The 23,312-nt window shown below is 67.0% G+C and carries 22 protein-coding genes; 10 read left to right on the forward strand and 12 right to left on the reverse strand.

Features of this window, described 5'->3' with window-relative positions; translation table 11 throughout:
• Positions 1 to 18 precede the first annotated feature (18 nt).
• The 3 genes from NAV27_RS15765 to NAV27_RS15775 all read right to left on the reverse strand — a co-directional run bounded on the left by NAV27_RS15765 (position 19) and on the right by NAV27_RS15775 (position 4,087).
• The gene (locus tag NAV27_RS15765) at positions 19 to 726 is read right to left on the reverse strand and encodes a TSCPD domain-containing protein (protein ID WP_102828198.1); all 708 of its coding nucleotides are present in this window, start codon (positions 724 to 726) and stop codon (positions 19 to 21) included.
• Between the two features lie 63 nt (positions 727 to 789).
• Positions 790 to 2,940 carry an adenosylcobalamin-dependent ribonucleoside-diphosphate reductase gene (locus NAV27_RS15770; RefSeq protein WP_102828197.1) on the reverse strand — a complete coding sequence of 717 codons (2,151 nt, stop codon included), beginning with the start codon at positions 2,938 to 2,940 and terminating at the stop codon, positions 790 to 792.
• Between the two features lie 163 nt (positions 2,941 to 3,103).
• Complete coding sequence (locus NAV27_RS15775; RefSeq protein WP_256055310.1) at positions 3,104 to 4,087, reverse strand: zinc ABC transporter substrate-binding protein; 984 nt, start codon at positions 4,085 to 4,087, stop codon at positions 3,104 to 3,106.
• Between the two features lie 65 nt (positions 4,088 to 4,152).
• Here NAV27_RS15775 and zur point away from each other — a divergent pair, with 65 nt between their 5' ends.
• From zur to NAV27_RS15795, 4 genes are read left to right on the forward strand one after another with little or no spacing between them, the layout of a single operon-like run.
• Positions 4,153 to 4,638, forward strand: coding sequence for a zinc uptake transcriptional repressor Zur (zur, locus tag NAV27_RS15780; RefSeq protein WP_102828195.1), 486 nt, complete (start codon positions 4,153 to 4,155; stop codon positions 4,636 to 4,638).
• Positions 4,635 to 5,405, forward strand: coding sequence for a zinc ABC transporter ATP-binding protein ZnuC (gene znuC, locus NAV27_RS15785; protein ID WP_102828194.1), 771 nt, complete (start codon positions 4,635 to 4,637; stop codon positions 5,403 to 5,405). The genes zur and znuC overlap by 4 nt, the downstream gene beginning before the upstream one ends.
• Positions 5,406 to 5,417: 12 nt before the next feature.
• On the forward strand, positions 5,418 to 6,203 hold the full coding sequence (gene znuB, locus NAV27_RS15790; protein WP_102828193.1) for a zinc ABC transporter permease subunit ZnuB: 786 nt from the start codon (positions 5,418 to 5,420) through the stop codon (positions 6,201 to 6,203).
• Positions 6,203 to 6,700, forward strand: coding sequence for a YgjP-like metallopeptidase domain-containing protein (locus tag NAV27_RS15795; protein WP_102828192.1), 498 nt, complete (start codon positions 6,203 to 6,205; stop codon positions 6,698 to 6,700). The genes znuB and NAV27_RS15795 overlap by 1 nt, the downstream gene beginning before the upstream one ends.
• A 179-nt stretch (positions 6,701 to 6,879) precedes the next feature.
• On the opposite strand, the gene katE is transcribed toward NAV27_RS15795, so the two are convergent.
• Entirely contained in the window at positions 6,880 to 9,015 is a 2,136-nt protein-coding gene (gene katE, locus NAV27_RS15800; RefSeq protein WP_102828191.1) for a catalase HPII, read from the reverse strand.
• A 258-nt stretch (positions 9,016 to 9,273) separates the two neighbouring features.
• On the opposite strand from katE, the gene NAV27_RS15805 reads away from it, so the two are divergent.
• The 3 genes from NAV27_RS15805 to NAV27_RS15815 are packed head-to-tail and all read left to right on the forward strand — an operon-like array spanning position 9,274 to position 11,792.
• Complete coding sequence (locus tag NAV27_RS15805; protein ID WP_102828190.1) at positions 9,274 to 10,296, forward strand: methionine ABC transporter ATP-binding protein; 1,023 nt, start codon at positions 9,274 to 9,276, stop codon at positions 10,294 to 10,296.
• Positions 10,296 to 10,961, forward strand: a complete 666-nt coding sequence (locus NAV27_RS15810) for a methionine ABC transporter permease (RefSeq protein WP_008569055.1) — start codon at positions 10,296 to 10,298, stop codon at positions 10,959 to 10,961. Before NAV27_RS15805 ends, NAV27_RS15810 begins: the two co-directional genes overlap by 1 nt.
• A 57-nt stretch (positions 10,962 to 11,018) precedes the next feature.
• Complete coding sequence (locus NAV27_RS15815; protein ID WP_102828189.1) at positions 11,019 to 11,792, forward strand: MetQ/NlpA family ABC transporter substrate-binding protein; 774 nt, start codon at positions 11,019 to 11,021, stop codon at positions 11,790 to 11,792.
• A gap of 55 nt (positions 11,793 to 11,847) precedes the next feature.
• Here NAV27_RS15815 and NAV27_RS15820 read toward each other — a convergent pair whose 3' ends face one another.
• The 5 genes from NAV27_RS15820 to NAV27_RS15840 all read right to left on the reverse strand — a co-directional run bounded on the left by NAV27_RS15820 (position 11,848) and on the right by NAV27_RS15840 (position 18,765).
• Complete coding sequence (locus NAV27_RS15820; protein WP_102828188.1) at positions 11,848 to 12,462, reverse strand: eCIS core domain-containing protein; 615 nt, start codon at positions 12,460 to 12,462, stop codon at positions 11,848 to 11,850.
• A 73-nt stretch (positions 12,463 to 12,535) separates the two neighbouring features.
• Complete coding sequence (gene treS, locus NAV27_RS15825; RefSeq protein WP_102828187.1) at positions 12,536 to 14,605, reverse strand: maltose alpha-D-glucosyltransferase; 2,070 nt, start codon at positions 14,603 to 14,605, stop codon at positions 12,536 to 12,538.
• Positions 14,606 to 14,681: 76 nt separating this feature from the next.
• A complete protein-coding gene (locus NAV27_RS15830; RefSeq protein ID WP_102828186.1) occupies positions 14,682 to 16,196 on the reverse strand; it encodes a sodium:proline symporter in 1,515 nt (504 codons plus the stop codon).
• A gap of 5 nt (positions 16,197 to 16,201) precedes the next feature.
• Positions 16,202 to 18,247: a TonB-dependent receptor gene (locus tag NAV27_RS15835; protein WP_102828185.1), complete on the reverse strand. Its 2,046-nt coding sequence runs from the start codon at positions 18,245 to 18,247 to the stop codon at positions 16,202 to 16,204.
• Positions 18,248 to 18,372: 125 nt separating this feature from the next.
• On the reverse strand, positions 18,373 to 18,765 hold the full coding sequence (locus NAV27_RS15840; protein ID WP_077682392.1) for a DUF2946 domain-containing protein: 393 nt from the start codon (positions 18,763 to 18,765) through the stop codon (positions 18,373 to 18,375).
• 229 nt (positions 18,766 to 18,994) lie between these two features.
• On the opposite strand from NAV27_RS15840, the gene NAV27_RS15845 reads away from it, so the two are divergent.
• The gene (locus tag NAV27_RS15845) at positions 18,995 to 19,321 is read left to right on the forward strand and encodes a hypothetical protein (protein ID WP_077682391.1); all 327 of its coding nucleotides are present in this window, start codon (positions 18,995 to 18,997) and stop codon (positions 19,319 to 19,321) included.
• Positions 19,322 to 19,376: 55 nt separating this feature from the next.
• Here NAV27_RS15845 and pbpG read toward each other — a convergent pair whose 3' ends face one another.
• The gene (gene pbpG / locus NAV27_RS15850; protein ID WP_077682427.1) at positions 19,377 to 20,288 is read right to left on the reverse strand and encodes a D-alanyl-D-alanine endopeptidase; all 912 of its coding nucleotides are present in this window, start codon (positions 20,286 to 20,288) and stop codon (positions 19,377 to 19,379) included.
• A gap of 255 nt (positions 20,289 to 20,543) precedes the next feature.
• Between pbpG and NAV27_RS15855 the strand changes: the two genes are divergently transcribed.
• Both NAV27_RS15855 and NAV27_RS15860 read left to right on the forward strand, forming a co-directional pair.
• Positions 20,544 to 20,855: an ElaB/YgaM/YqjD family protein gene (locus NAV27_RS15855; RefSeq protein ID WP_043294896.1), complete on the forward strand. Its 312-nt coding sequence runs from the start codon at positions 20,544 to 20,546 to the stop codon at positions 20,853 to 20,855.
• Positions 20,856 to 20,867: 12 nt separating this feature from the next.
• Complete coding sequence (locus tag NAV27_RS15860) at positions 20,868 to 21,479, forward strand: NAD(P)-dependent oxidoreductase (RefSeq protein WP_008569066.1); 612 nt, start codon at positions 20,868 to 20,870, stop codon at positions 21,477 to 21,479.
• Positions 21,480 to 21,486: 7 nt separating this feature from the next.
• Here the strand turns inward: NAV27_RS15860 and aroE are convergent, their stop codons facing one another.
• Both aroE and hemF read right to left on the reverse strand, forming a co-directional pair.
• Positions 21,487 to 22,302, reverse strand: a complete 816-nt coding sequence (gene aroE / locus NAV27_RS15865; protein ID WP_102828184.1) for a shikimate dehydrogenase — start codon at positions 22,300 to 22,302, stop codon at positions 21,487 to 21,489.
• Positions 22,303 to 22,360: 58 nt separating this feature from the next.
• Positions 22,361 to 23,278 carry an oxygen-dependent coproporphyrinogen oxidase gene (gene hemF / locus NAV27_RS15870; RefSeq protein WP_102828183.1) on the reverse strand — a complete coding sequence of 306 codons (918 nt, stop codon included), beginning with the start codon at positions 23,276 to 23,278 and terminating at the stop codon, positions 22,361 to 22,363.
• Positions 23,279 to 23,312 lie beyond the last annotated feature (34 nt).

Consider the following 23,312-nt stretch of genomic DNA (forward strand, 5'->3'; position numbering starts at 1 on the left):
AGCGTTCGACCGGCGAACTCAGCCGCACTTGGAATGGCCGCAGTTGAGGCAGGTGGCGCAACCGTCCATCTGCACCACCGCCTGGGTATTGCACTTGTTGCACAACTGCGCGCCCGCCGGGAAACCCTCGCCCGGCTCGACCGCCACCGCGCCCTGGCTGGCCTCGTAGGCGGCACGCTTCTCCGCCAGGTACTTGAGCTGGGTTTCGTCCAGCGCCTGGCCTTCCATCATGCCGATGGCGATCAGATGGCGCTCCAGCACCGCGCCGATCTCGGCGACGATGGACGGCATGTAGACGCCGCCCTTCTTCAGGTAGCCGCCGCGCGGATCGAAAACCGCTTTCAGCTCCTCGACGAGGAAGGTGCAGTCGCCGCCCTTGCGGAACACCGCTGACATGATCCGGGTGAGCGCGACGATCCACTGGAAGTGATCCATGTTCTTCGAATTGATGAAGATCTCGAACGGCCGGCGCTGCTCGTGCGGCGTACCGGCGTTGAGCACGATGTCGTTCACGGTGACGTACAACGCGTGCTCGAACAGCGGCGACTTGATCTTGTAGGTCATGCCGATCAGGGTTTCCGGACGCTGCAGGCTCTCGTCCATCTCCACAACCTTGACGGGCTTGGCCGCCTTGCTATCGGTGGCAGGCGCGGGCGTAGCGGGACGTTCGAGGGTCTCGTCGACGACCTTGAAGCCCTTGATGCGCTGGGTGATCTTTACAGTCATTGGTGCGGTTTCTCCTGCCGGGCGGCGCTGGCGGCCCGGCGACTATTCAGTTGGCGGCCCGGCTCAGTACTTGCCGTAATAGCCTTCCTTGAGGGCGTCGAACAGGTTGGCGGCGGTGTTCACCTCGCCGTCGTATTCCACTTCCTGGTTGCCTTTGAGTTCGACCACGCTGCCGTCCTCGAGGGTGAAGCGATACAGGGTCTTCTCCAGATCGGCGTCCTTGACCAGTACGCCCTGGAACGCCGCCGGGTTGAAGCGGAAGGTGGTGCAACCCTTCAGGCCCTGACGCCAGGCGTAGCGGTAGATGTCCTTGAACGACTCGAACGGATAGTCGGTCGGCACGTTGGCGGTCTTGGAGATCGACGAGTCGACCCACTTCTGCGCCGCAGCCTGGATGTCGACGTGCTGGGTCGGGGTAACGTCGTCGGCGGTGATGAAGTAGTCCGGCAGCTTCTCGCCCGGCTCGTCGGAGCCCGGCTTGGCGCGCTCGTTGATCAGCGTGCGATAGGCCAGCAGCTCGTAGCTGTAGACCTCGATCTTTTCCTTGGCCTTGCGCCCGGTGCGGATCAGGTTGCGCGAGTAGTGATGCGCGAAGCTCGGCTCGATGCCGTTGGAGGCATTGTTGGCCAGGCTCAGGCTGATGGTGCCGGTCGGCGCGATGGAGCTGTGGTGAGTGAAGCGCGCGCCTTCGGTGGCCAGCGCCTCGATCAGCTCGGGGGCGTACTCGGCAATCTTCTGCATGTAGCGCGAATACTTGGCGTGCAGCACGCGGCCGGCCACTTGATCGCCGACCTTGTAGCCATCACGGGCCATTTCCGGACGCTTGCGCAGCATCTCCGCGGTGACCGTGAAGGTTTCGCTCAGCAGCGGTGCCGGACCCTTCTCGCGGGACAGTTCGAGCGCCTGTTCCCAGCCGACCAGCGCCATCTCGCGCGCGACTTCTTCGGTGAACACGCAGGCTTCCGGGCTGCCATAGCGCAACTTGAGCAGCGTCAGCGTCGAACCGAGGCCGAGGAAGCCCATGCCGTGGCGGCGCTTGGTCTCGATCTCGTGGCGCTGCTGCTCCAGCGGCAGGCCGTTGATTTCCACGACGTTGTCCAGCATACGCGTGAAGATGCGCACCACTTCGCGGTACTTGTCCCAGTCGAAGCGTGCTTCGGCGCCGAACGGGTCGATGACGAAGCTGGTCAGGTTGACCGAACCCAGCAGGCAGGAGCCGTACGGCGGCAGCGGCTGTTCGCCACAGGGGTTGGTGGCGCGGATCGCCTCGCACCACCAGTTGTTGTTCAGCTGGTTGACGCGGTCGATAAGGATGAAGCCCGGCTCGGCGTAGTCATAGGTGGAGACCATGATCATGTCCCACAGATGCCGCGCCTTGACCCGCCCGTAGATCTTGCAGGCGACCAGGCCGTCGTCGCGCACGATGTAGTTGTCGTGCACCGGCCATTCGCGCCAGAGCACGTGCTCGGCGTCGCTCAGGTCCAGCTCGGCGGCTTCCTTGGCATGCACCGGGAACACCAGCGGCCACTCGCCGTCGGCTTCCACCGCCTGCATGAACTCGTCGGTGATCAGCAGGCTGAGGTTGAACTGGCGCAGCCGGCCGTCCTCGCGCTTGGCGCGGATGAACTCGCGCACGTCCGGATGACCGACCTCGAAGGTGCCCATCTGCGCACCGCGACGGCCACCGGCGGAGCTGACGGTGAAGCACATCTTGTCGAAGATATCCATGAACGACAGCGGGCCGCTGGTGTGTGCGCCCGCACCGGAGACGAACGAGCCGCGCGGGCGCAGCGTGCTGAACTCGTAGCCGATACCGCAGCCGGCCTTGAGCGTCAGCCCGGCCTCGTGGACCTTGCCGAGGATGTCGTCCATCGAGTCGGTGATGGTGCCCGAGACGGTGCAGTTGATGGTCGAAGTCGCCGGCTTGTAGTCCTGCGCGCCGGCGTTGGAAATGATCCGCCCGGCCGGTATGGCGCCGTTGCGCAGCGCCCAGAGGAAGCGCTCGTGCCAGTGCTCGCGCTGCTCGGCCGGCTCGACATCGGCCAGGGCACGGGCGACGCGCTGCCAGGTGGCGTCGACGTTGTCGTCGACCGGCGTGCCGTCCTTGTTGGTCAGGCGATATTTCTGCGCCCAGATATCTTCGGAGGCCACCTGCAGGGGGATGCTGGAGGTGATTTTGCTCTCTGCCGCGACCGGCCCACCCGTCTTCGCCATGCGCTGCACGTCCTTCGTCGATTGGATAAAAAAGATCGCGAAGCTTATGTCATGAGCGCGTCGGACGCACATGATGGATATCAATCGAGGGTGGGAGCCAACATGAAAACAGCGCAATTCCCGACGGGTGGGCGCGTGCTGCAGCAGCAGCGCACGCCGTCTGTCAGAGCGCTTGCAGGCCGTCGGCCAGGGTGTCGCCGAGGTCCTCGACGAGCTGTTCGTAGCCGCGTGCGCCGACCGTCAGGTTAACGCCGAGCACATCCAGCTCGGCCATCCGCACCGGCAGGCCGCGAGTCAGGGTTTCAGCCAGACGCGGGCGAGCCGGCGGCTCGCTGAACACGCAGCTCGGCCCGGCCTGCTGCAACCGCTCGCGCATCGCCGCGACATGCCGGGCTCCCGGCTGCGCCTCGCCGCCAGCACTGAACACGCCGGCATGACGCAGGCCGTAGGCGGCCTCGAAGTAGTCGTAGGCTTCGTGGAAGACGAAGAATGGCTTGCCCCGCAGGCCCCCGAATCGCTCGCCGAGGCGACCGTCGAGCGCCTCGAGGCGTTGCGCGAAGGCCGCGCTGTTGGCCTGATAGCGCGCCGCGTTGGTCGGGTCGGCAGCGGCGAGATCGCTGGCCATGCGCTCGGCGATTACCCGCGCATTGGCCGGCAGCAGCCACAGGTGGGCGTCGAGGCTGCCGGGACGGTGATCGTGGTCGTGCTCGTCTTCGTCGTGCGCAGCGGCGGTCTCATGCTCATGCGCGTCGTGCCCGTGTTCGTCGTGCTCGTCATGCTCCCCGGCCTCTTCGCTGGCCGGCGCGTCGCCGAAGTGCCGCAGCGTCAGGCCCGGCAGCTGCTGCACGGCGAGGGTCGCGCCGCTACGCCCTTTCAGCACCGGCGGCAGGAAGGTTTCCAGATCCGGGCCGATCCAATAGAACAGCTCGGCCTCGCGGATGCGCCGGACGTCGGACGGACGCAGCGCGTAGTGATGCGCCGAAGCGCTGGCCGGCAGCAGCACGTCGGGCGTGCCAACGCCGTCCTGTACCGCCGCGGCGATCAGCTGCAACGGCTTGATGCTGGTCAGCACGCGAATGTCGGCCTGGGCAACGGCGCTGCATGCAAGCAACGCGGCAAGCAGCGGGAGAGAGAAAAGACGCTTCACGGGTTATCACTCAGGAGGCTGGAAATGGTACATAATAACGTCTCTCCATCAGAACGTCGCCGCCCATGTCCAAGACTCCGCTGGCCTGCACGCCCCACGACCACGACCACTGCGTCAGCCATGCGCTGGCCGAAGCCGATGCGCTGTGCGCGCGCCAGGGCGTGCGCCTGACCGCGCTGCGCCGGCGTGTGCTTGAGCTGGTCTGGCAGAGCCACCGACCGCTCGGCGCCTACGACATTCTCGCCGTGCTGAGCGAGCAGGACGGCCGCCGCGCCGCCCCGCCGACCGTATACCGCGCGCTGGATTTTCTTCTGGAGAACGGTCTGGTGCACCGCATCGCCTCGCTCAACGCCTTCATCGGCTGCATCCATCCGGAACATCCGCACCAGGGCCAGTTCCTCATCTGCCGCAGCTGCCACACCGCCATCGAGCTGGAGCAACCGTCCATTGCCGAGGCCATCGAGACCGCCGCGCGCAACGTCGGTTTCGCCGTTGAAGGCCAGACCGTCGAAGTGGTCGGGCTGTGCACGCCGTGCCGGAGTGCGGCATGAGCGATACGCTGCTGCGGCTGGACGACATCCATGTGCGCTTCGCCGGCCAGGACGTGCTGCAAGGCGCGCATCTGCAGGTGCACCGCGGCGAGATCGTCACGCTGATCGGCCCCAACGGCGCCGGCAAGACCACCCTGGTGCGCGTGGTGCTCGGCCTGCTCACGCCGGAGCGCGGCGAGGTCTGGCGCAAGCCGAAGCTGCGGGTCGGCTACATGCCGCAGAAGCTGCATGTCGACGCCACGCTGCCGCTGTCGGTGCTGCGCTTCCTGCGTCTGGTGCCCGGCGTGGATCGTGCCCGCGCGCTGACGGCGCTGAGCGAGGTGGGCGCCGAACAGGTGATCGACAGCCCGCTGCAGAAGATTTCCGGCGGCGAGCTGCAGCGCGTGCTGCTGGCCCGCGCCCTGCTGCGCGAACCGGAGCTGCTGGTTCTCGACGAGCCGGTGCAGGGCGTCGACGTCGCCGGTCAGGCCGAGCTGTACCGGCTGATCGGTCGTCTGCGCGAGCGCTACGGCTGTGGCGTGCTGATGGTGTCGCACGACCTGCATCTGGTGATGAGCGCGACCGATCAGGTGGTCTGCCTGAATCGCCATGTCTGCTGTTCCGGCCATCCGGAGCAGGTCAGCACCGACCCGGCGTTCGTCGAGCTGTTCGGCCAGGACGCCCGCAGCCTAGCGGTCTATCACCACCAGCACGATCACCGCCACGACCTGCACGGCAGCGTGGTGATCGGCAAACCCCACGTCCACGGCCCGAACTGCAAGCACTAGACAGAGCCCCAGATGCCCGATTTCCTGCTCAACGCCCTGCTCGCCGGCCTCGCCCTGGCGCTGGTCGCCGGCCCGCTCGGCTCCTTCGTCGTCTGGCGGCGCATGGCCTATTTCGGCGACACCCTGTCCCACGCGGCGCTGTTCGGCGTCGCCCTCGGGCTGATGCTCGACGTCAACCTGACCCTGGCGGTGACCGTCGGCTGCGTGCTGCTCGCTCTCTTGCTGGTCACCCTGCAGCAGCGCCAGCCGCTCGCCTCCGACACCCTGCTCGGCATCCTCGCGCACAGCACGCTGTCGCTGGGGCTGGTATCGCTGAGCTTCATGGATGACGTGCGCATCGACCTGATGGGTTACCTGTTCGGCGACCTGCTCGCCGTGGGGCCGAGCGATCTGGCCTGGATCATCGGCGGCAGCGCGTTGGTGCTGCTGATCCTGATTCCGCTGTGGCGGCCGCTGCTGGCGATCACCGTGCACGAGGAACTGGCCCGCGTCGAAGGCCTGCCGGTGGCGGCGATCCGCCTGGCGCTGATGCTGCTGATCGCGGTGGTGATCGCTGTGGCGATGAAGATCGTCGGCGTACTGCTGATCACCTCACTGCTGATCATTCCCGCCGCCGCCGCGCAGCGCCATGCGCGCACCCCGGAGCAGATGGCGCTGGGCGCAAGTCTGCTGGGTATCGTAGCGGTATGCCTGGGCCTGACGCTGTCCTGGTACGAGGACACCCCGGCCGGGCCGTCCATCGTGGTCAGCGCCGCCGCGCTGTTCCTGCTCAGCTTCGCCTGGCCGAAGCGCGCCTGATGAGCGATCTGAAGTACCTGCGCGGCTACCCCGAGCCGCTGCTGGCGCAGGTGCGCCAACTGATCGCCGAGCAGCGCCTGGGCGACTACCTTGCGCGGCGCTACCCCGACCGCCATCAGGTGCAGAGCGACAAAGCGCTGTACGGCTACGTGCAGCAGCTCAAGCAGGACCATCTGAAAAGCGCGCCGCCGATCGACAAGGTGCTCTACGACAATCGCCTGGACCTGACCCACCGCGCGCTGGGCCTGCATACCGCGGTGTCGCGGGTGCAGGGCGGCAAACTCAAGGCGAAGAAGGAAATCCGCGTCGCCGCGCTGTTCCGCGAGGCGGCGCCGGAGTTTCTGCAGATGATCGTGGTGCACGAACTCGCCCACCTGCGTGAAAGCGAGCACAACCGCGCCTTCTACAAGCTCTGCGAACACATGCTGCCGGGCTACGGGCAGATCGAGTTCGACCTTCGGCTGTTCCTGCACTGGCGCGAGCTGCCGAGCAGCTGACGAGGCGCACCGCGTGGATGGCTACGGCCATCCACCTACGTCCCGCTGGCACCGAAGCCTGCGTAGGGTGGAAAACTCGCAACGCGATTTTCCACTCGTCAGCGCCTGGTTTCGCATCGTGCCAGATCAGGGGCCGCATCCGCGTGGATGGCTACGGCCATCCACCCTACGCCCACCCGTTACGCCGGGATCGCCGCCGCGGCGGCCTCACGCGCCCACACCCGGTGCTGGCCGAGCGCCTGGGCGAAGTTGCCGAATACCGCATCGACGTCATCGCCCTCCAGCAACCCAGCGTCGGGAGTGAGGTTCAGCGACGCCAGCAGCGGCCGCGCCGCACCGAGCACCACGATGGGTTTCAGGTGCTTGTAGGCCTCCAGCAGGTAATGCTTGGCCTCGCCGGACTTGGCCATGGCCGCCGCCGCATCGGCACCCCCGGGGACGAACACCGCGTCGAACATCACCGACGGCATGCCGTCCATTGCCGCGTCGACCGGCAACATCTGCCCATCGGCAGTCTTCACCGGTGCCGGTGACGGGCCGATGATCTTGGCCAGCGCGCCCTGTTCCGCCAGCTTGGCCTTGAACGCATCGATCGCCGCGCCATCGACGCCGTTGGCCACCAGAATGGCCACCTTGCGCGACTTGATATTGCCCGGCACGTGGTTCATCAGGCTCAGTGCCGGCGAACTCTGCGGCGTCGGCGCCTTCGGCGCTACGGTCGGCGCGCTCGGTGCCGGCAGGCCGAGGTTCTCGGCCACGCGACGGGCCAACTCCAGGTCGATATTGGCGAGAATCTCGTTGACCTGCCGTTCGCGGATGAACACCCGCTCCACCTTGCCCAGCTCGAAGGTATAGGCGCCGATGATGTGCTCCTTCTCCGGCGCGCTCATGCTGTTCCAGAACAGCGTGGCCTGGGAGAAGTGGTCGCCGAAGGATTCACTGCGGTTGCGGATCTTGTGCCCCTCGACGCGCTCCGGATAGCTCTCGAAACCGCCGCCCTGAGCCGCCGGCGGGGTTTCCTTGGGCCAGCCGCTGTCGATCGAGTTGGGCTCGTAATTGGCGCGGCCCTTGTGGATGGTCTGGCGATGGAAGGCGTCGCGCTGGTTGTTGTGGAACGGGCACAGCGGGCGGTTGATCGGGATCTCGTGGAAGTTCGGCCCACCAAGACGCAGCAGCTGGGTGTCGGTGTAGGAAAACAGCCGGCCCTGCAGCAGCGGGTCGTTGGTGAAGTCGATGCCCGGCACGATGTGGCCGATGTGGAAGGCAGCCTGCTCGGTCTCGGCGAAGAAGTTGTCCGGGTTGCGGTTGAGGGTCATCTTGCCGAGCTTCTGCACCGGCACCAGCTCCTCGGGGATGATCTTGGTCGGGTCGAGCAGGTCGAAGTCGAACTTGTGCTCGTCGGCTTCCTCGACCACCTGCACACCCAGCTCCCACTCGAAGTAGTCGCCCATCTCGATGGACTCCCACATGTCGCGGCGGTTGAAGTCCGGGTCCTTGCCGGCAATCTTCAGCGTCTCGTCCCAGACCAGCGAGAACGCCCCGGCGACCGGCTTCCAGTGGAACTTGACGAAGCGGCTGACGCCCTCGGCATTGATCATGCGGAAGGTATGCACGCCGAAACCCTCCATCGCCCGGAAGCTGCGAGGAATACCGCGGTCGGACATGGTCCAGAGCACCATGTGCGCCGATTCCGGGGTCAGCGAGACGAAGTCCCAGAAACTGTCATGCGCCGACTGCGCCTGAGGAATCTCATTGTGCGGCTCGGGTTTGACCGCATGCACGAAGTCCGGAAACTTGATGGCATCCTGAATGAAGAACACCGGCATGTTGTTGCCGACCAGGTCGAAGTTGCCCTCGTCGGTGTAGAACTTGGTGGCGAAGCCGCGGGCATCACGCACCGTATCGGCCGAGCCGCGCGAGCCCTGCACCGTGGAGAAACGCACGAATACCGGAGTTTCCTTGCCTTCGCCGGCGAGGAACGAGGCCTTGGTCAGCCAGCTGTGATCACCGTAACTCTTGAACACGCCATGAGCTGCCGAGCCGCGCGCGTGGACGATGCGCTCGGGAATGCGCTCGTGGTCGAAGTGGGTGAGCTTCTCGCGCATGATGAAGTCTTCGAGCAGCGAGGGCCCACGGCCGCCCGCCTTGAGCGTGTTCTGGTTGTCGGCGATCTTCACGCCCTGATTGGTGCGCAGCGCCTCGCCGGTGGCGTCGCTGCGGAACGCTTCCAGCTGGTCGAGCTTGGCGTTGTGATTGGCGCGGTCGACGGTGTCGGTGCCGGCCAGCTCGCTCTGTTTGGGGGTCTTGTCGGTCATGATGGGCCTCGGTTAGCGATGAGCTGAACCGCGAACGATCGGACCACAACCGCGGGCCGTCCGGATGATCGATTCACGGCGTACCGGTTAGTGACCGCACCAACCGCCGCAAGGTTGCCACGCGGCGACGACCTGCCGACGCGCCGCCGCATCCGGACGCACTCGGCACAGGCGAGCGACGTCGGCGCCGAACGGGTAGAATGCCCGCCTTTCGCCGCAAATCCCGGCCCCGAACGACCGCACCCACAAGGTTCGCCCGTGATCGAATTCCAGCAAGTCCACAAAACCTACCGGAGCACCGGCCGCCGAAGCGCCAGCCGCGATGTCGTCGCGCTGCGGCCGATCGATCTGCTGATCGAATCCGGCGAGGTATTCGGCCTGATCGGCCACTCCGGCGCCGGCAAGAGCACGCTGCTGCGCCTGATCAATCGCCTGGAAGAGCCTTCCGGCGGGCGCATTCTGGTCAACGGTGAAGATGTCACCGCGCTGGACGCCGACGGCCTGCGGCGTTTCCGCCAGCGCGTCGGCATGATCTTCCAGCACTTCAACCTGCTGATGTCCAAGACCGTGGCGGACAACGTCGCCATGCCGCTGCGCCTGGCCGGCATTCGCTCGCGCAGCGAGATCGACGCCCGCGTCGCCGCCCTGCTCGAGCGCGTCGGCCTCAAGGACCACGCACGCAAATATCCGGCGCAGCTCTCCGGTGGCCAGAAGCAGCGCGTCGGCATCGCCCGCGCGCTGGCCACCGAGCCGAGCATCCTGCTCTGCGACGAGGCCACCAGCGCGCTCGATCCACAGACCACCGCGCAGGTATTGCAGCTGCTGGCCGAGATCAACCGCGAGTTGAAGCTGACCATCGTGCTGATCACCCACGAGATGGACGTGATCCGCCGCGTCTGCGACCGCGTGGCGGTGATGGATGGCGGCGCCATCGTCGAGCAGGGTCCGGTCACCGAGGTGTTCCTGCATCCCAAGCACCCGACCACCCAACGCTTCGTGCTGGAAGACGAGGCGATGGACGAAGGCGAGCAGCACGACGACTTCGCCCATGTGCCAGGGCGCATCCTGCGCCTGACCTTCCAGGGCGATTCGACCTACAAGCCGCTGCTCGGCACGGTCGCCCGTGAAACCGGGGTCGACTACAGCATCCTTTCCGGGCGCATCGACCGCATCAAGGACACCCCCTACGGCCAGCTCACGCTGTCGCTGATCGGCGGAGACATGAACGCGGCGATGACCCGCCTGCAGGCCGCCGACGTGCATGTGGAGGTATTGCGCTGATGGATGCCCTGTTCACCAACGTAGATTGGTACGAAATCTGGCTGGCCACGCTGGACACCCTGCTGATGCTCGGTGGCTCGCTGCTGTTCACCATCCTGCTCGGCCTGCCGCTGGGCGTGCTGCTGTTCCTCAGCGGCCCGCGCCAGCTGTTCGAGAACGGCCCGCTGTACGCCGCGCTGTCGTTCGTGGTCAACGTGCTGCGCTCGCTGCCGTTCATCATCCTGCTGATCGTGATGATTCCGTTCACCGTGCTGCTCACCGGCACTTCGCTGGGTGTGGCCGGGGCGATTCCGCCGCTGGTGGTGGGCGCTGCGCCGTTCTTCGCGCGGCTGGTGGAGACCGCGCTGCGCGAGGTCGACCGCGGCATCATCGAGGCAACCCAGGCGATGGGCGCCACCACCCGGCAGATCATCTTCAGTGCATTGCTGCCGGAGGCGCGGCCGGGCATCATCGCGGCGATTACCGTCACCGCCATCACCCTGGTGTCCTACACCGCGATGGCCGGTGTGGTGGGCGCCGGCGGTCTCGGCGACCTGGCGATCCGCTTCGGCTACCAGCGCTTCCAGACCGACGTGATGGTGGTCACCGTGGTCCTGCTGCTGGTGCTGGTGCAGGTACTGCAAAGCGTCGGCGACCGGCTGGTCACGCATTTTTCGCGCAAATAACCGCAACCAGGGCGAGCGAACCATCGCACCCCGCTCAACTCCTGAAGGAACCGAACGATGAAGAAACTGATTGCCGCCCTGGCTACCGTTGCCGCCTTCTCCGCTCAGGCGGCCGAAGAACTGAAAGTCGCCGCCACCGCGGTGCCGCACGCCGAGATCCTCGAGTTCGTCAAACCCAAGCTGGCCGAGCAGGGCGTGGAACTGGAGATCAAGATCTTCACCGACTACGTGCAGCCGAACATCCAGGTCGCCGAGAAGCGCCTGGACGCCAACTTCTTCCAGCACCAGCCGTACCTGGACGAGTTCAACAAGGGCAAGGGCACCGATCTGGTCAGCGTCACCGGCGTGCACATCGAGCCGTTCGGCGCCTACTCCAGCAAGCACAAGTCGCTGGACGAGCTGCCCGACGGCGCCAACGTGGTGATTCCCAACGACGCCACCAACGGCGGCCGCGCGCTGCTGCTGCTGGCCAAGGCCGGACTGATCACGCTGAAGGAGGGCGCCGGCATCACCGCCACGCCGAAGGACATCGCCGACAACCCCAAGCACATCAAGGTGCGTGAGCTGGAAGCAGCGACCCTGCCGCGCGTGCTGACCCAGGTCGACCTGGCGCTGATCAACACCAACTACGCGCTGGAAGCCAAGCTGAACCCGATCCAGGACGCTCTGGTGATCGAAGGCAGCGACTCGCCGTACGTGAACATCCTGGTCGCCCGGCCGGACAACAAGGACAGCGCCGCCATGCAGAAGCTGGTCGAGGTGCTGCATAGCCATGACGTCCTGCAATTCATGGCCGAGAAGTACGCCGGTGCGGTGGTGCCGGTGTACTGAACGCTACCGCTGTGACTGAAAACCCCGCCACGGCGGGGTTTTTCATGTCCGCAGATCAGGGTTGCGCCTCGGCCTGACGCAACGCCTGCTCCACCTCGCGCTCCAGCGCGTAAGCGGGGCTTTCCACGGCGCGGTGATCCAGCGTGTAGCGCCGGGCGAACTCGGCGACGCCCCACTCCAGGTACTGTTCGACGTGCTTGAGCTCATGCGCCCACAGCGCGAGGTTGTCCTGCGCGTCCGCCGGCCGGCGGAACACGATGACGTCGATCAGGGTGACGGCGTTGATGTCCGGATTGCGCAGCAGCGCGTTGCCGGCATCCAGCGCGACCTGGTCGCCGACGCGAAAGCGCGCCGTCTCCAGCACCGCCAGGTCGAAGTAGGGCTCCAGCTGCAGGCGCAGGTGCAGCGGAATCGGCTCGGCGCCGGCGGCGATCAGCTGCTCGCGCGACTGCTGGATCCAGCTCTGCAGCGCCAACGCGCTCATCTGCTGCACGCGCTCGAGCACCACCTGGGCGTCGGTGGCCGCGCCGGGCACGCAGAAACAGTTGCCGCCCAGACAAAGCGGCTGCTCGCCGGACGGGCAGCTGGTCTGTGCCGGGACGGCGGCGCTGCCCAGCGCCAGCAGCGTGAGCAGGCCTCGGGTCAGGCGAAGGAACGGCTTGAGCGACACGGCGGTTCTCGCAGAGGGGAGGCGATCGGCGCCGCGCACTATAGCGGCGCGGCGCCGGCCCGCGAAGGGCCGCTCAGATCACCGGCGAGGCGGCGCTGACCACACGCAGGGCGAGGCCTTCGTAGGGATCGAGGTTGAGCGTCAGCTCGCAGTTCTCGGTCAGATCGCCCTCGACCCGCTCGTGGATGATGTCGACCACCGGCCCCGGCGCGACGCCGGGCAGGCAGATCGTCTCGCTGATCGGCGCGGCGCCGAAATTCAGCGCGGTGAGCTGCACACCCTTGCCGGCCGGCAGCTCGTGCACCATCACCAGCAGGCCCGGCGCCTGCACCTCGGGAATCAGGATCTGCCGGCTGGCCGCGATGTCGTAGGCGCGCCGCACGCTGAGGATGCGCTTGAGCTGGCAGGCGAAGGAGCCGGGGTTCTGCAGCTGCTCGACGAGGCTGCCGTACAGCGCGCGAGCACGCGGCAGGCCCTCGGCGGAGGCCTCGGCCTCGGGCGCAAGATCGGCCAGATCATAGGCGCCGCGGTTGATCCAGCGCGTGTCGCCGTCGCCCATCAGGTGCGCGACCTGCTCGGGCGCCAGCGGCAGGGCACCGACCAGGTCCCAGCCGGAGAGGGCAAACACGCCCGGCTGCATGGCGTTGAACATCACCAGCAGGAGGTGCAGGCGCTGGATCTGCTCGACCTCGGCCGGCCCGATGGCGTCCAGGTCGCGGATGCCCAGCGCGGCGGCGATCAGGCTGGCGCTGGTGCAGGCCACGCCATTGGTGACGAACTTGAGGTTGTAGGGCGCCTGCTCGCCGGTCAGGCGTTCGTACATCTCCTCGCGGATCAGTTCGCGCAGATGCCCGCCGGGCAGCGTCTGGCCGCGGAAGTGGTAGTGGTCGTAGGCGTGCAGCGTCCAGAAGTGCACCAGCTCCAGGGTCAGCTCGTCGTGGTTCTGCAGCGCATGGATCAGCGACGCCGGGTCGATGCCGATGGTGTGCATTTCCCGAAGCATCAGCCGCAGGAATTCGCTGTCGCCGGTGAGCAATGCGTGCTGGTAGGCGGGGCGGGTGATGAAGTCGTAGGACAGGTCGGCGCCGCCGTGGGACATGGCCGCGATGTCGTCCAGCGTCAGGTTGAGTTCCTGGAAGCTGAAGCCGCCGGCTTTGCGAATCATGCCGGCGATCAGCTGGTTGCCGGTGACCGACAGCGGGTGGCTTTCCGACCAGGCGGTGCCCTCGGCGCGCCGCTCGACACCGAGGAAGCCGTTGGCGTCCAGGCGCAGCACGCGCGCGCCGCCGACGTCGATGGCGTGCAAGGCATCGCCGATGATCAGCTGCTGCGCGGCGAAGGTCGGGTCGAGCCAGTTCAGCGACGGCTGGCCTTCCTTGAAGTAGTGCAGGTAGACCCAGCGGCGCACCTTGCCGTCGACCCCGGTGATCTCGCCGGTGGCGCTCCAGTCGGTGTCCTTGATGCCAGGCTCGAAGAAGATCACCCGCTGCAGCTGGCCGACGATGTAGTGCTTTTCCTTCAGACGGTCGACCACTGCCGGCAGCAGGTTCACCGCGTCGCGCTCCGGCGGCACCTCGGGCAGCAGCGACCAGTCTTCCTCGCGGATTTCCACCATGTGGTAGAGGCCGGGATAGTCCTCGTGGGCCATTTCGGCGAGACGGAAGTCGGCGCCTTTGCCGGTGTGCGCCGGAACGATGTCGTCGATCACCACAGCGTTGTGCGCGGCGGCGACGCGGCTGAGCTGGAGCATCTGCTCCTCGCTGCCCAGCGCCGGGTCGATGTCGAAGCCGATGCGGTCGAAGTTGCCATCCACGGTGGGCGTGTATTCGCGACCGCGCAGGCCGCCGGAGCGCTTCATCGGGCCGTTGTGGATGCCCTGTACGCCGAGTTCGGACAGCGCGCTCCACAGCCGCTCGTCACCCAGCGTCTGCAGCACCGAAGCGCCGTCGGCGGTGATGATTGCCGCCGGGTAGGCGGTGAACCATACCGAGGCAATCGCGCTGGCATCGCGCGGGCGCGCCTGTGCGTAGGGACGCTGCCAGAGGCGCGACTGGCCGGCGTAGAGGCGCGCACTCTGGCGCGCCGCGTGCAGCATGGACTGGTCGACCAGCCACTGGATATAGGCGTTGTCCGGGTTGCTCATGCGTCGATCCGTTGGGGCAAGGCAGGGCGATATAGCGATTGGAGTCGAGCGCCTCGCCATCGTTGCATCCGCCTGCCTAGCGTGACGGCGCAGCCGCCTTCGCCGCGACCTCCGTGCGCCGCCGCGGTTTGCGCCGCAGCCGCCGCCAGCCGAGCAGCACACCGCTGGCCGCGAGCAACAGCACGCCGGCGCTGCCCGCCAGCAGCAGGCCGTCGCGCAGCCACGGGCGCTGCAGCAGCGGCAGCCAGTCCCAGCTGTGCAGCAGCTTGAACACCCAGCGCACCGCGCGCCGACGCTCGTCGAGCTGCTCGATCACCGCGCCGCTGTAGGGGTCGATGTGCAGCCAGGTCGCCGCCGGATCGTCGAAGCGCACGCGCAGCACCGGCAGGCGGCGCGCCAGGTCGCTGTAGAGGCTGGGTTCGCTGCGCGCGTAGTAGTGTCGGTCCGCCTGTTCGAGCCAGTCGAAGGTTGGCGCCAACTCGGGCCAGGCCTGCTGCACCGCGCGCTCCAGCTCGGCGCGCGGCAGCCGCAGCCGCGCCGCGGCGTCGCCCAGTGCCAGCAGGCGCGTCTCGCCTCGGGCATCGCGACCCAGCAGGTAGGGCTCACCGGCGAGCATGTACCAGTCCAGCTCGACCGCCTCGATGCCGGCCTCGCGCAGGCGCTGCAGGCTGCTGTGCAGATCGTCGGACAAGGCGTCGAGCGGCAGCGGCGCGCCCGCCAGCGTCCCGGCGCTGATGCCCGAGCGGCTCTGGAACAGCCCCCAGGGTTCCATCGACAGCATCCCGCTGAGCAGCCAGATCAGCAGTACGCCGCCGCCGAGCAGGCCGCCGACATGGTGCACGCGCCCGACGCCGCCTGGGTAGGGCGAGCGCGAACCGTTGCGGTAGCGACCGGCGAAGCGCCATCGCAGCACGCCGATCAGCAGCCCGAGCAGCACCATCAGCCCCGCCAGCAGCGCACCGTAGACCAGCGCCACGGCCCAGGCCGCCTTGGGCAACACCTCGCGCAGCGGATACAGCCAGTGCAGCCAGGCGCCCAGGTAGTTCCAGGCACGTTCCCGCGCGGTCGCGTCGCGTACCACCAGCCCGGTATGGCTGGAGACGTAGAGCAGACGGCCTTCGGCGTCCGCGCTCTGCACCCGGTACAGCGGCCGTTCGCGCGCCAGCGCGTGGTTGCGCGTCCAGGCGTCCTCCTCGATCAGGTCGAGGAGCCGAACCGCGGCGCCCCCGGCGAACTGCCGCGCACTGGCCAGTGCCTCGTCCGGACCGATCCGCTCGATGCGCCGACCGCTCTGTGCATCGACCGCGATCAGCGGGCCGTCGCCGTGATCGAGCAGGTATCGCGGCGAGCCGCCGGCGCTGGTCAGGCGCAGACGGCTCGTCGGGCGCGCGCCGCCGGCGGCCGTCAGCGCTACACCGGGCGCGACGCAGCAATCGCCGGCCAGCGGTGCCAGACGCGACAGATGCTCGCCGCCGGTCAGCTTGGGATAGCCGACATAGAGCATCACCACGCCGCTGACGATCCACAGCAGCACGAACACGCCGAGGGCGATGCCGAGCCAGCGATGCGCCAGGAACAGGTAGCGCTTCATGCCGTTCAGAAGTCCAGGGTCACGGCGGCGTACAGCGCGCGGCCATCGCCCGGCGCATGCAGCGACTGCACGCCGTCGTACCAGACGTACTCGTAGTAGCGGTCGGTGAGGTTCTTCAGCTGCAGGTCGACCGCCAGCTGTTCGCTCAGCTGGTAGCTGGCACCGAGGTTGAACAGCACATAGCCGCCGTAGGTACCCTGGGTGTTCTCGCGTTCGAGGTAATAGTCTGTCTGGCCGTTGAGCCAGGCGCTGAGCTGCAGGTCCGGCGTCGCCTGGTAGGTGCTGCCGGCCGAGTACAGGCGCTGCGGCACGTGATCGATCTCCTGGCCCTGGCTGGCCGGCAGGCTCGGGTCGGCTTTCTCGATCTCGGAGAACTGCCAGGAGTGCGCCAGCCACAGGCTCAGCTCGGCGCTCGGGTAGAGGTTGAGCTGCGCGTCGTAGCCCCAGCGACGCGTCTGCCCGAGGTTTTCCGATTCGCCGCTGGGGTCGTTGAGCCGGCGCCGCACTTCGTCGGAGGCGACCTGCTCCCAGTAGGCGATGCGGCCGTCGAGCCAGGGCGTCGGGTTGAACTTGAGGCCGGTTTCCCAGCCGTCGTTGATCGACGGCGACAGGTCGGTGGTGCGCGGCGGCACCTTGTACGCCGCGGCGCCGGTGCCGATCTGGAAGGTGCGGCCCCAGTTGCCGTAGAGGCTGAGCGCCTTCACCGGGGTGTAGACCAGGCTGATCTTCGGCTGCTCGATGGTGCCGTAGTCGTTGATCGAATAGTCGTTGCCGGCCAGCTCGTCGGTGTAGTCACCCTCGATGCGATCGACGCGAAAGGCCGGGATGAGCTTCAGCGACTCCACCGGCTGAATCGCCGCCTGCAGGTATGCGCCGTAGCTGTCGTAGTCGAAGCGCTGGTCGCGGGTCTGCGCCACCGGCTCGCGTTCAACGCTGGTGTAACGCTCGCTGCGGTTGCGCTGTTGCTCGGTGTCGAGCCCGCCTTCGAGGGAGAAGTCATGCAGCCAGGCCACCTCCGGACGGTAGGTCAGCGAACTGCGCGCGCCGTAGTGGCGCTCCTCGGTGGTGCGCTGCTGCTGCGGCGCCGGTTGCGAGAAGCGCACCCAGCGGTCGTCATCCAGGGTGTTGAGCCAGACCTTGGTGGCCCACGACAGATCGGCGGCCAGCTCGCTGTCCAGGTGCAGGCTGAGCTGGTTCATCTCGCGCTCGCCCATGTCGGTTGCCGACAACGCGTAGGACTCGTGCGGTGAGTGGCGCGCATCCTCGCGTGACAGGTAACCCGGCTCGTTGGCGTCGGCCTCGTAGTGGCGGGCGATCAGGCCCAGGCGCCAGGTGCCGGAGTCCGGGTGGTAGAACCACTTGCCGGACAGGCTGGTGCGCTCGGCATCGGCGTGATCGCGATAGCCGCCGCTCTTCTGCTGACCGATGAAGTAGTTCTGCGTCCAGTTGCTGCCCTCGATGCCCTTGGCCACCTGCAGTTCCTGGGTGTCGTAGCTGCCGTAGCGCAGTCGCGCCTTGCCGTAATCGCCGCCGGTGCGCGAATGCACGGTGACATTGCCGGCGATGTTGTACAGGCCATAGCGCGGGTCGTTGGTGCCGCGCACCACCTCGATGCCGTCGATTTCCAGCGGGAACAGCATATCCAGGTAGGGCATGTTGCCGTCGTTGCTGTTGCTCGGAATGCCGTCGATCAGCAGCTTGACCGCGTTGACCTCGCCCTCGCCATTGAAGCCGCGGAACGACAGCTTGCCCGAGGTCGTGCCCTGGCCGAATTCGGTGAGCATCACCCCCGGCGCGCGGCGGAACAGCTCCCAGCTGTAGAGCACCGGCTGCTGTTCGAGGATGTCGCCGCCGAGCAGGTCGACGGAGCTGATGACGCTGCTGGTCTGCAGCGGGCCGCTGCTATCGGCGGTAACCGTGGTGGTGCCCAGGCTCAGGGCGGAATCGGCGCGGTTGTCGGCAATCGCCGTCGTACAGAGCGTCAGCAGGGCCGAGCCGGCCAGCATGCAGGGCAGGGTGGAGCGGCGCGGGACGCGCAGGGAAAATGGCATCGCTGTTTATCCTTGAAGCGGATTCGTTGCCCGACGGCACAGGCGCCGGGCGATCGGGCACCGGCGCGCGGTCGCTGCCGCGATGCCAGTACGGTTCGATATTCGAAAGAGCCGGTCGGCCCGCTTCAGGCGAGGGGGGAGGCGCGGGGATTGAGCGCCGGCCATTGCTGGCGCGGCGCTGGCAGCAATGCGGGCTCGGCGGGCAGGCGCACCCGCACCAGAGCACGCGGATCGGGCAGCGGCGGCGTGGCGCTGGGCAGCGCGGCAAGCCCGGCGAAACCGGCACCGCAACAGCACTGCGGCATGTTCGCATGGTGCGCAGCCGGCGCGGAATCATCTTGGTCGGCAGCCACCTGCGCATGGCCGGCATGTTCGAGCTGCTGCGCCAGCGGACAGTAGCCGCCCCAGCCGAGCAGACGCTTGGTCTCGGCCGACAGGCTGCCGGCAAGCGGCATCGCCAGCACATGCAGGAGCATGGCCGCGAGGGCAATCCAGGCTGTCGTACGGCTACGGCGCATGAGCGATCCGCGAATGGAGGAGGCGAGTGATCTTAAGAATTAATATCAACTAATGAAATTGCGCAAACGCAAGAAATTCGCCCAGAGGCTTCCCAGGGTGCGGCATTGCGTCGCAGACGGGACAGGGCTAGAGTGAAATCGAGCGCGGCATTTCGCGAGCCGCCTTGTCAACGCCACCCGCAGTGTCCTGCGGATGACGGCCGAGCCCTCTGGAATAAGGATCGCAGTCATGAAATCGTCATCCCCACTGGCTTCCCTGCTGATCAAACGCCCGCTGGGCGTGGTGTTCTGGCTCTATGGCGTGATCCCCAGCCAGATTCTCTGGGGCATGGCGCTGTTCGCCTACTTCAACGGCGCCTCGCTGGCGACCAACCTGCTGATGTTCGGGCTGATTCTCGGCTACACCGCCTGGATCATCATGGAAATCTGGCTGTGCGCGGACAATGTGCGCAACAAGCTGTACGGCGACATGGCACGACTGCTGACCGCCGCCTGGGCAATCAACAGCGTGCTGCTGGTGTTCTTCCTGGTGGTTCAGCGGCTCGGCTCACTCTGAGCCGGCAACCATAAAAAAACGCCGCAATGCGGCGTTTTTTCATTTCTTCGTTCTGCTACTGCGCGGCCTGCAGCAACTGTTGGCGCTGGGCCATCTTCTGCTGCTTGTAGGCCAGCGCCGCCGCCGGAACCGGCGTAACGGCACCGGTCTCGACCCACTTCTTCAGCCGGTTGGCGTCGGCCATGTGGGTGTACTTACCGAATGCATCCAGCACCACGAAGGCCACCGGACGCCGATTCATGGTGGTGCGCATCACCAGGCAATGACCGGCGGCGTTGGTGAAGCCGGTCTTGGTCAGCTGGATGTCCCAGTTGGGTTTGCGCACCAGCGCGTTGGTGTTGCGAAAACCCAGCGTGTAGCTCGGCTTGCGGAACGCCACGGTCTTCTCGGTGGTGGTGCTGAACTGCTCGATCAGCGGGTATTGCTGGCTGGCGCGGATCAGCTTGACCAGATCGTTGGCGCTGGAGACGTTGCGTTCGGACAGCCCGGTCGGCTCGACGTAACGCGTGCTGCTCATGCCCAGCGCCCGCGCCTTGGCGTTCATCGCCTGGATGAAGGCGCCGTAGCCGCCCGGGTAATGGTGCGCCAGGCTGGCCGCCGCGCGGTTCTCCGAGGACATCAGGGTCAGCAGCAGCATGTTGCGCCGGCTGATCTCGCTGCCCAGACGCACGCGCGAATAGACGCCACGCATCTCGACCGCTTCGCGAATGGTGACCGGCAGCACCTGATCCAGCGGCAGCTTGGCATCGAGCACCACCATCGCCGTCATTAGCTTGGTCACCGAGGCGATCGGCACGACCAGATCGGGATTGCTCGAATAGAGCACTTCGCTGGTCCGCAGGTCGACCAGCAGGGCGCTGCCGGATGCCAGTTCCTGCTGGCCCTTGGGCGCGGCGCAGGCCAGCGTGGCCAGCACGATACCGCCGCATCCCAGCAGCAGCCCCAGGAACGATTGACGTAGCTTCACGGATTTCACCCACAGGAAAGTTCGGAAACGGGACGCGCCGCAACGACAGACGCGGCGCGCAGTATATGCGCGCCCCAGGCGGACCGCAGCTTTCGCGTGCGATGCACCGAGGCGCCACGCCGAGGCCGCAAGCATCGACTACGCTGAGCGTAGCGCGGCCAGCTCAATCGCGCCGCCCCGTCCCCGGGCGGAGTGGCACCTTTGGTAGGGCGCAGAGTCCAAATTGGCTCACATCGATTGCAGGGGAGGCCTCACATGTCGCGATTCAGCCACACACCCACCACGCGTGCCGAAGTCCAGCACGAGATCGATACCCTCATGCGCGCCCTGGACGAACTCAGGCACGACGCCACGCGCGGTTCTCGCCACGGTCTGCAGGATCTGCGCTCGCGTGCCGAAGCGCTCTGGCACGACGCTCACTGGGACGAACACTGCGCCGACCTGTCGCGGCGGACCCGCGATGCCGGCCGCATGGCCAAGGACTGCGCCCGCGCGCATCCGTGGACCACGGTGGCGCTGGCCGCCGGTGCCTGCGCGTTGATCGGCTATCTGGTCACACGTCGCTAAAGGACGGCCGCCATGCTCAACGCCGAAACGCCGCGCCTGAAGTTCGCGCTCTACGGAGCGCATTCCAGCCTGGGCAGTGCCGTGCTCTGCGAACTGCTGAGCCGGCAGCATGAAGCCGTGGCCCTGCTCAACGACTGCAACTCGATCACCGCGCGTCCCGGGCTGCGCACCAAGCCCGGCGACCTGTTCGATGTCGCCAGTGTGGCGCGCAGCGTGGCCGGCATGGACGGCGTGATCTGCCTGTTCGACAGCCCGTCGGTGCCCAGCGCCCCGGACGCCGCCATCGTCGGCCAGCCGCAGGACCTCTACCAGGCGGTGTACACGCTGCTCAACGGCATGACCGAAGCCGGTGTCGAGCGCCTGATGCTGGTGGCCGACTTCGCGGCGCATGCCGAGGAATCGGAACTGGAAGCCGCGCTGAAACTGATCGCCTCACACCCGCTGAAATGGACGCTGGTGGATGCCGGCACGGCGGGCGAGGAGCTGTCCATTGATGATCTGAGCGACGTCGCCGGGCTGCCGCGCAACGATCCGCGCGTGCAGTTGCGCCGCATCGCCGCCGGCATGCTCGACGAGCTGGAGCGCCCACAACACCTGCACCAGCGGATTCAGTTCCGTCTCTGAACGCTGCTCAGCCGGCGAGTTGGCGGCGCAGTTCGGCGAGCACCGGCGCGGTTTCGGGACGCACGCCGCGCCACAGCTCGAACGCCGCCGCGGCCTGTTCCACCAGCATGCCGAGGCCGTCACGCGCCCGGGCGCCGCGCGCGGTCGCCCACTGGCAGAACGCCGTCGGCGCGGCCGCGTACATCATGTCGTAGCAGAAGGTCCGGTCGGGGACGATCAGCGCGTCGGCCAGTGGCGGTACGTCACCGCCCAGGCTGGCCGAAGTGCCGTTGATGATCAGGTCGACCGGGGCCGGCACGTCGGCGAAGCTGCAGGCGGAGATCGGCCCGAGTTCGGCGAATTCGGCCGCCAGCTGTTCGGCCTTGGCCGGCGTGCGGTTGGCGATCAGCAAGGCGGCGGGGCGCTGTGCCAGCAGCGGTTCGAGCACGCCACGCACGGCACCGCCGGCGCCAAGCAGCAGCACGCGCCGGCCGGCCAGCTCGACGCCGGCGTTGCGCAAATCGTTGACCAGGCCGACGCCATCGGTGTTGTCGCCGAGCAGGCGCCCGTCGGCGAGCTTCTTCAAGGTATTGACCGCACCGGCGCGGCGGGCGCGCTCGGTCAGCTGGTCGGCGAGGCGATAGGCCTGTTCCTTGAACGGCACGGTGACGTTGGCACCCTGACCGCTCTCGAAGAACGCCCGGGCGAACGCCGGGAATTCCTCCAGCGGCGCCAGCAGCGGGTCGTAGCGCAGCGCCTGGCCGGTCTGCGCGGCGAACAGCGCATGGATCTGCGGCGACTTGCTGTGGCCGATAGGATTGCCGAAGACGCCGTAGCGGTCCATCCAGAATTCCTTCTACATCAACGAGTTATTTTTACGGGCAGTAGGCGCAGGGTTGTACTCAGGAGCACTCTGCCAGCCAATCGCGGTCCGTGAGGAAGTATTCGGTCAGCCGCGCTTCGGCCGAGCCGGCTTGCGGCTGCTTGTCGTACCCCCAGCTCACCCGCGGCGGCAGTGACATCAGGATCGATTCGGTGCGCCCGCCCGATTGCAGGCCGAACAGCGTGCCGCGGTCATAGACCAGGTTGTACTCGACGTAGCGGCCGCGGCGCAGGGCCTGGAATTCGCGCTGGCGCTCGCCATAGGGCGTGTCCTTGCGCCTGCGGACAATCGGCAGGTAGGCCTCCAGATAGGCATCGCCGACCGCGCGCAGGAAGGCGAAACAGGTATCGAAGTCCCACTGGTTGAGATCGTCGAAGAACAGACCGCCGACCCCGCGCGGTTCGTTGCGGTGCTTGATGTGGAAATAGCGGTCGCACCATTCCTTGTAGCGCGGATAGACGTCGGCGCCGAACGGTGCACAGGCATCGCGCGCGACCCGGTGCCAGTGCACGCAGTCTTCCTCGACGCCGTAGTAGGGCGTGAGGTCGAACCCGCCGCCGAACCACCAGACTGGCTCCTCGCCTTCCTTCTCGGCGATGAAGAAGCGCACGTTGGCATGCGAGGTCGGCACGTGGGGGTTCTCCGGGTGGATCACCAGCGATACACCGAGCGCCTGGAAGCCGCGCCCGGCGAGTTCCGGCCGATGGGCGCTGGCCGAGGGCGGCAGGCCGGTGCCGAACACGTGAGAGAAGTTGACCCCACCCTTTTCGATCAGCGCGCCGTTCTCGATCACGCGGGTGCGACCGCCGCCACCGCCTGGCCGCGTCCAGGCATCCTCGATGAAGCGCGCACGGCCATCTTCGGCCTCCAGGGCGGCGCAGATGCGGTCCTGCAACGAGAGCAGATAGGCTTTGACGGCTTCGGTTCGGACGTTCACGAATCACCTTGCGATTGAGGGCACCGCGCGCGGG

Origin of the sequence: Stutzerimonas degradans (assembly GCF_024448505.1) — a bacterium.
GTDB lineage: Bacteria > Pseudomonadota > Gammaproteobacteria > Pseudomonadales > Pseudomonadaceae > Stutzerimonas > Stutzerimonas degradans.

Excerpts from the sequence above, each read along its gene's own strand:
- NAV27_RS15765 (WP_102828198.1), bottom strand. The coding sequence starts at position 726 with ATGACTGTAAAGATCACCCAGCGCATCAAGGGCTTCAAGGTCGTCGAC.
- NAV27_RS15770 (WP_102828197.1), bottom strand. The coding sequence starts at position 2,940 with ATGGCGAAGACGGGTGGGCCGGTCGCGGCAGAGAGCAAAATCACCTCC.
- zur (WP_102828195.1), top strand. The coding sequence starts at position 4,153 with ATGTCCAAGACTCCGCTGGCCTGCACGCCCCACGACCACGACCACTGC.
- znuC (WP_102828194.1), top strand. The coding sequence starts at position 4,635 with ATGAGCGATACGCTGCTGCGGCTGGACGACATCCATGTGCGCTTCGCC.
- znuB (WP_102828193.1), top strand. The coding sequence starts at position 5,418 with ATGCCCGATTTCCTGCTCAACGCCCTGCTCGCCGGCCTCGCCCTGGCG.
- NAV27_RS15795 (WP_102828192.1), top strand. The coding sequence starts at position 6,203 with ATGAGCGATCTGAAGTACCTGCGCGGCTACCCCGAGCCGCTGCTGGCG.
- katE (WP_102828191.1), bottom strand. The coding sequence starts at position 9,015 with ATGACCGACAAGACCCCCAAACAGAGCGAGCTGGCCGGCACCGACACC.
- NAV27_RS15810 (WP_008569055.1), top strand. The coding sequence starts at position 10,296 with ATGGATGCCCTGTTCACCAACGTAGATTGGTACGAAATCTGGCTGGCC.
- NAV27_RS15815 (WP_102828189.1), top strand. The coding sequence starts at position 11,019 with ATGAAGAAACTGATTGCCGCCCTGGCTACCGTTGCCGCCTTCTCCGCT.
- treS (WP_102828187.1), bottom strand. The coding sequence starts at position 14,605 with ATGAGCAACCCGGACAACGCCTATATCCAGTGGCTGGTCGACCAGTCC.
- NAV27_RS15830 (WP_102828186.1), bottom strand. The coding sequence starts at position 16,196 with ATGAAGCGCTACCTGTTCCTGGCGCATCGCTGGCTCGGCATCGCCCTC.
- NAV27_RS15835 (WP_102828185.1), bottom strand. The coding sequence starts at position 18,247 with ATGCCATTTTCCCTGCGCGTCCCGCGCCGCTCCACCCTGCCCTGCATG.
- NAV27_RS15840 (WP_077682392.1), bottom strand. The coding sequence starts at position 18,765 with ATGCGCCGTAGCCGTACGACAGCCTGGATTGCCCTCGCGGCCATGCTC.
- NAV27_RS15845 (WP_077682391.1), top strand. The coding sequence starts at position 18,995 with ATGAAATCGTCATCCCCACTGGCTTCCCTGCTGATCAAACGCCCGCTG.
- NAV27_RS15855 (WP_043294896.1), top strand. The coding sequence starts at position 20,544 with ATGTCGCGATTCAGCCACACACCCACCACGCGTGCCGAAGTCCAGCAC.
- NAV27_RS15860 (WP_008569066.1), top strand. The coding sequence starts at position 20,868 with ATGCTCAACGCCGAAACGCCGCGCCTGAAGTTCGCGCTCTACGGAGCG.
- aroE (WP_102828184.1), bottom strand. The coding sequence starts at position 22,302 with ATGGACCGCTACGGCGTCTTCGGCAATCCTATCGGCCACAGCAAGTCG.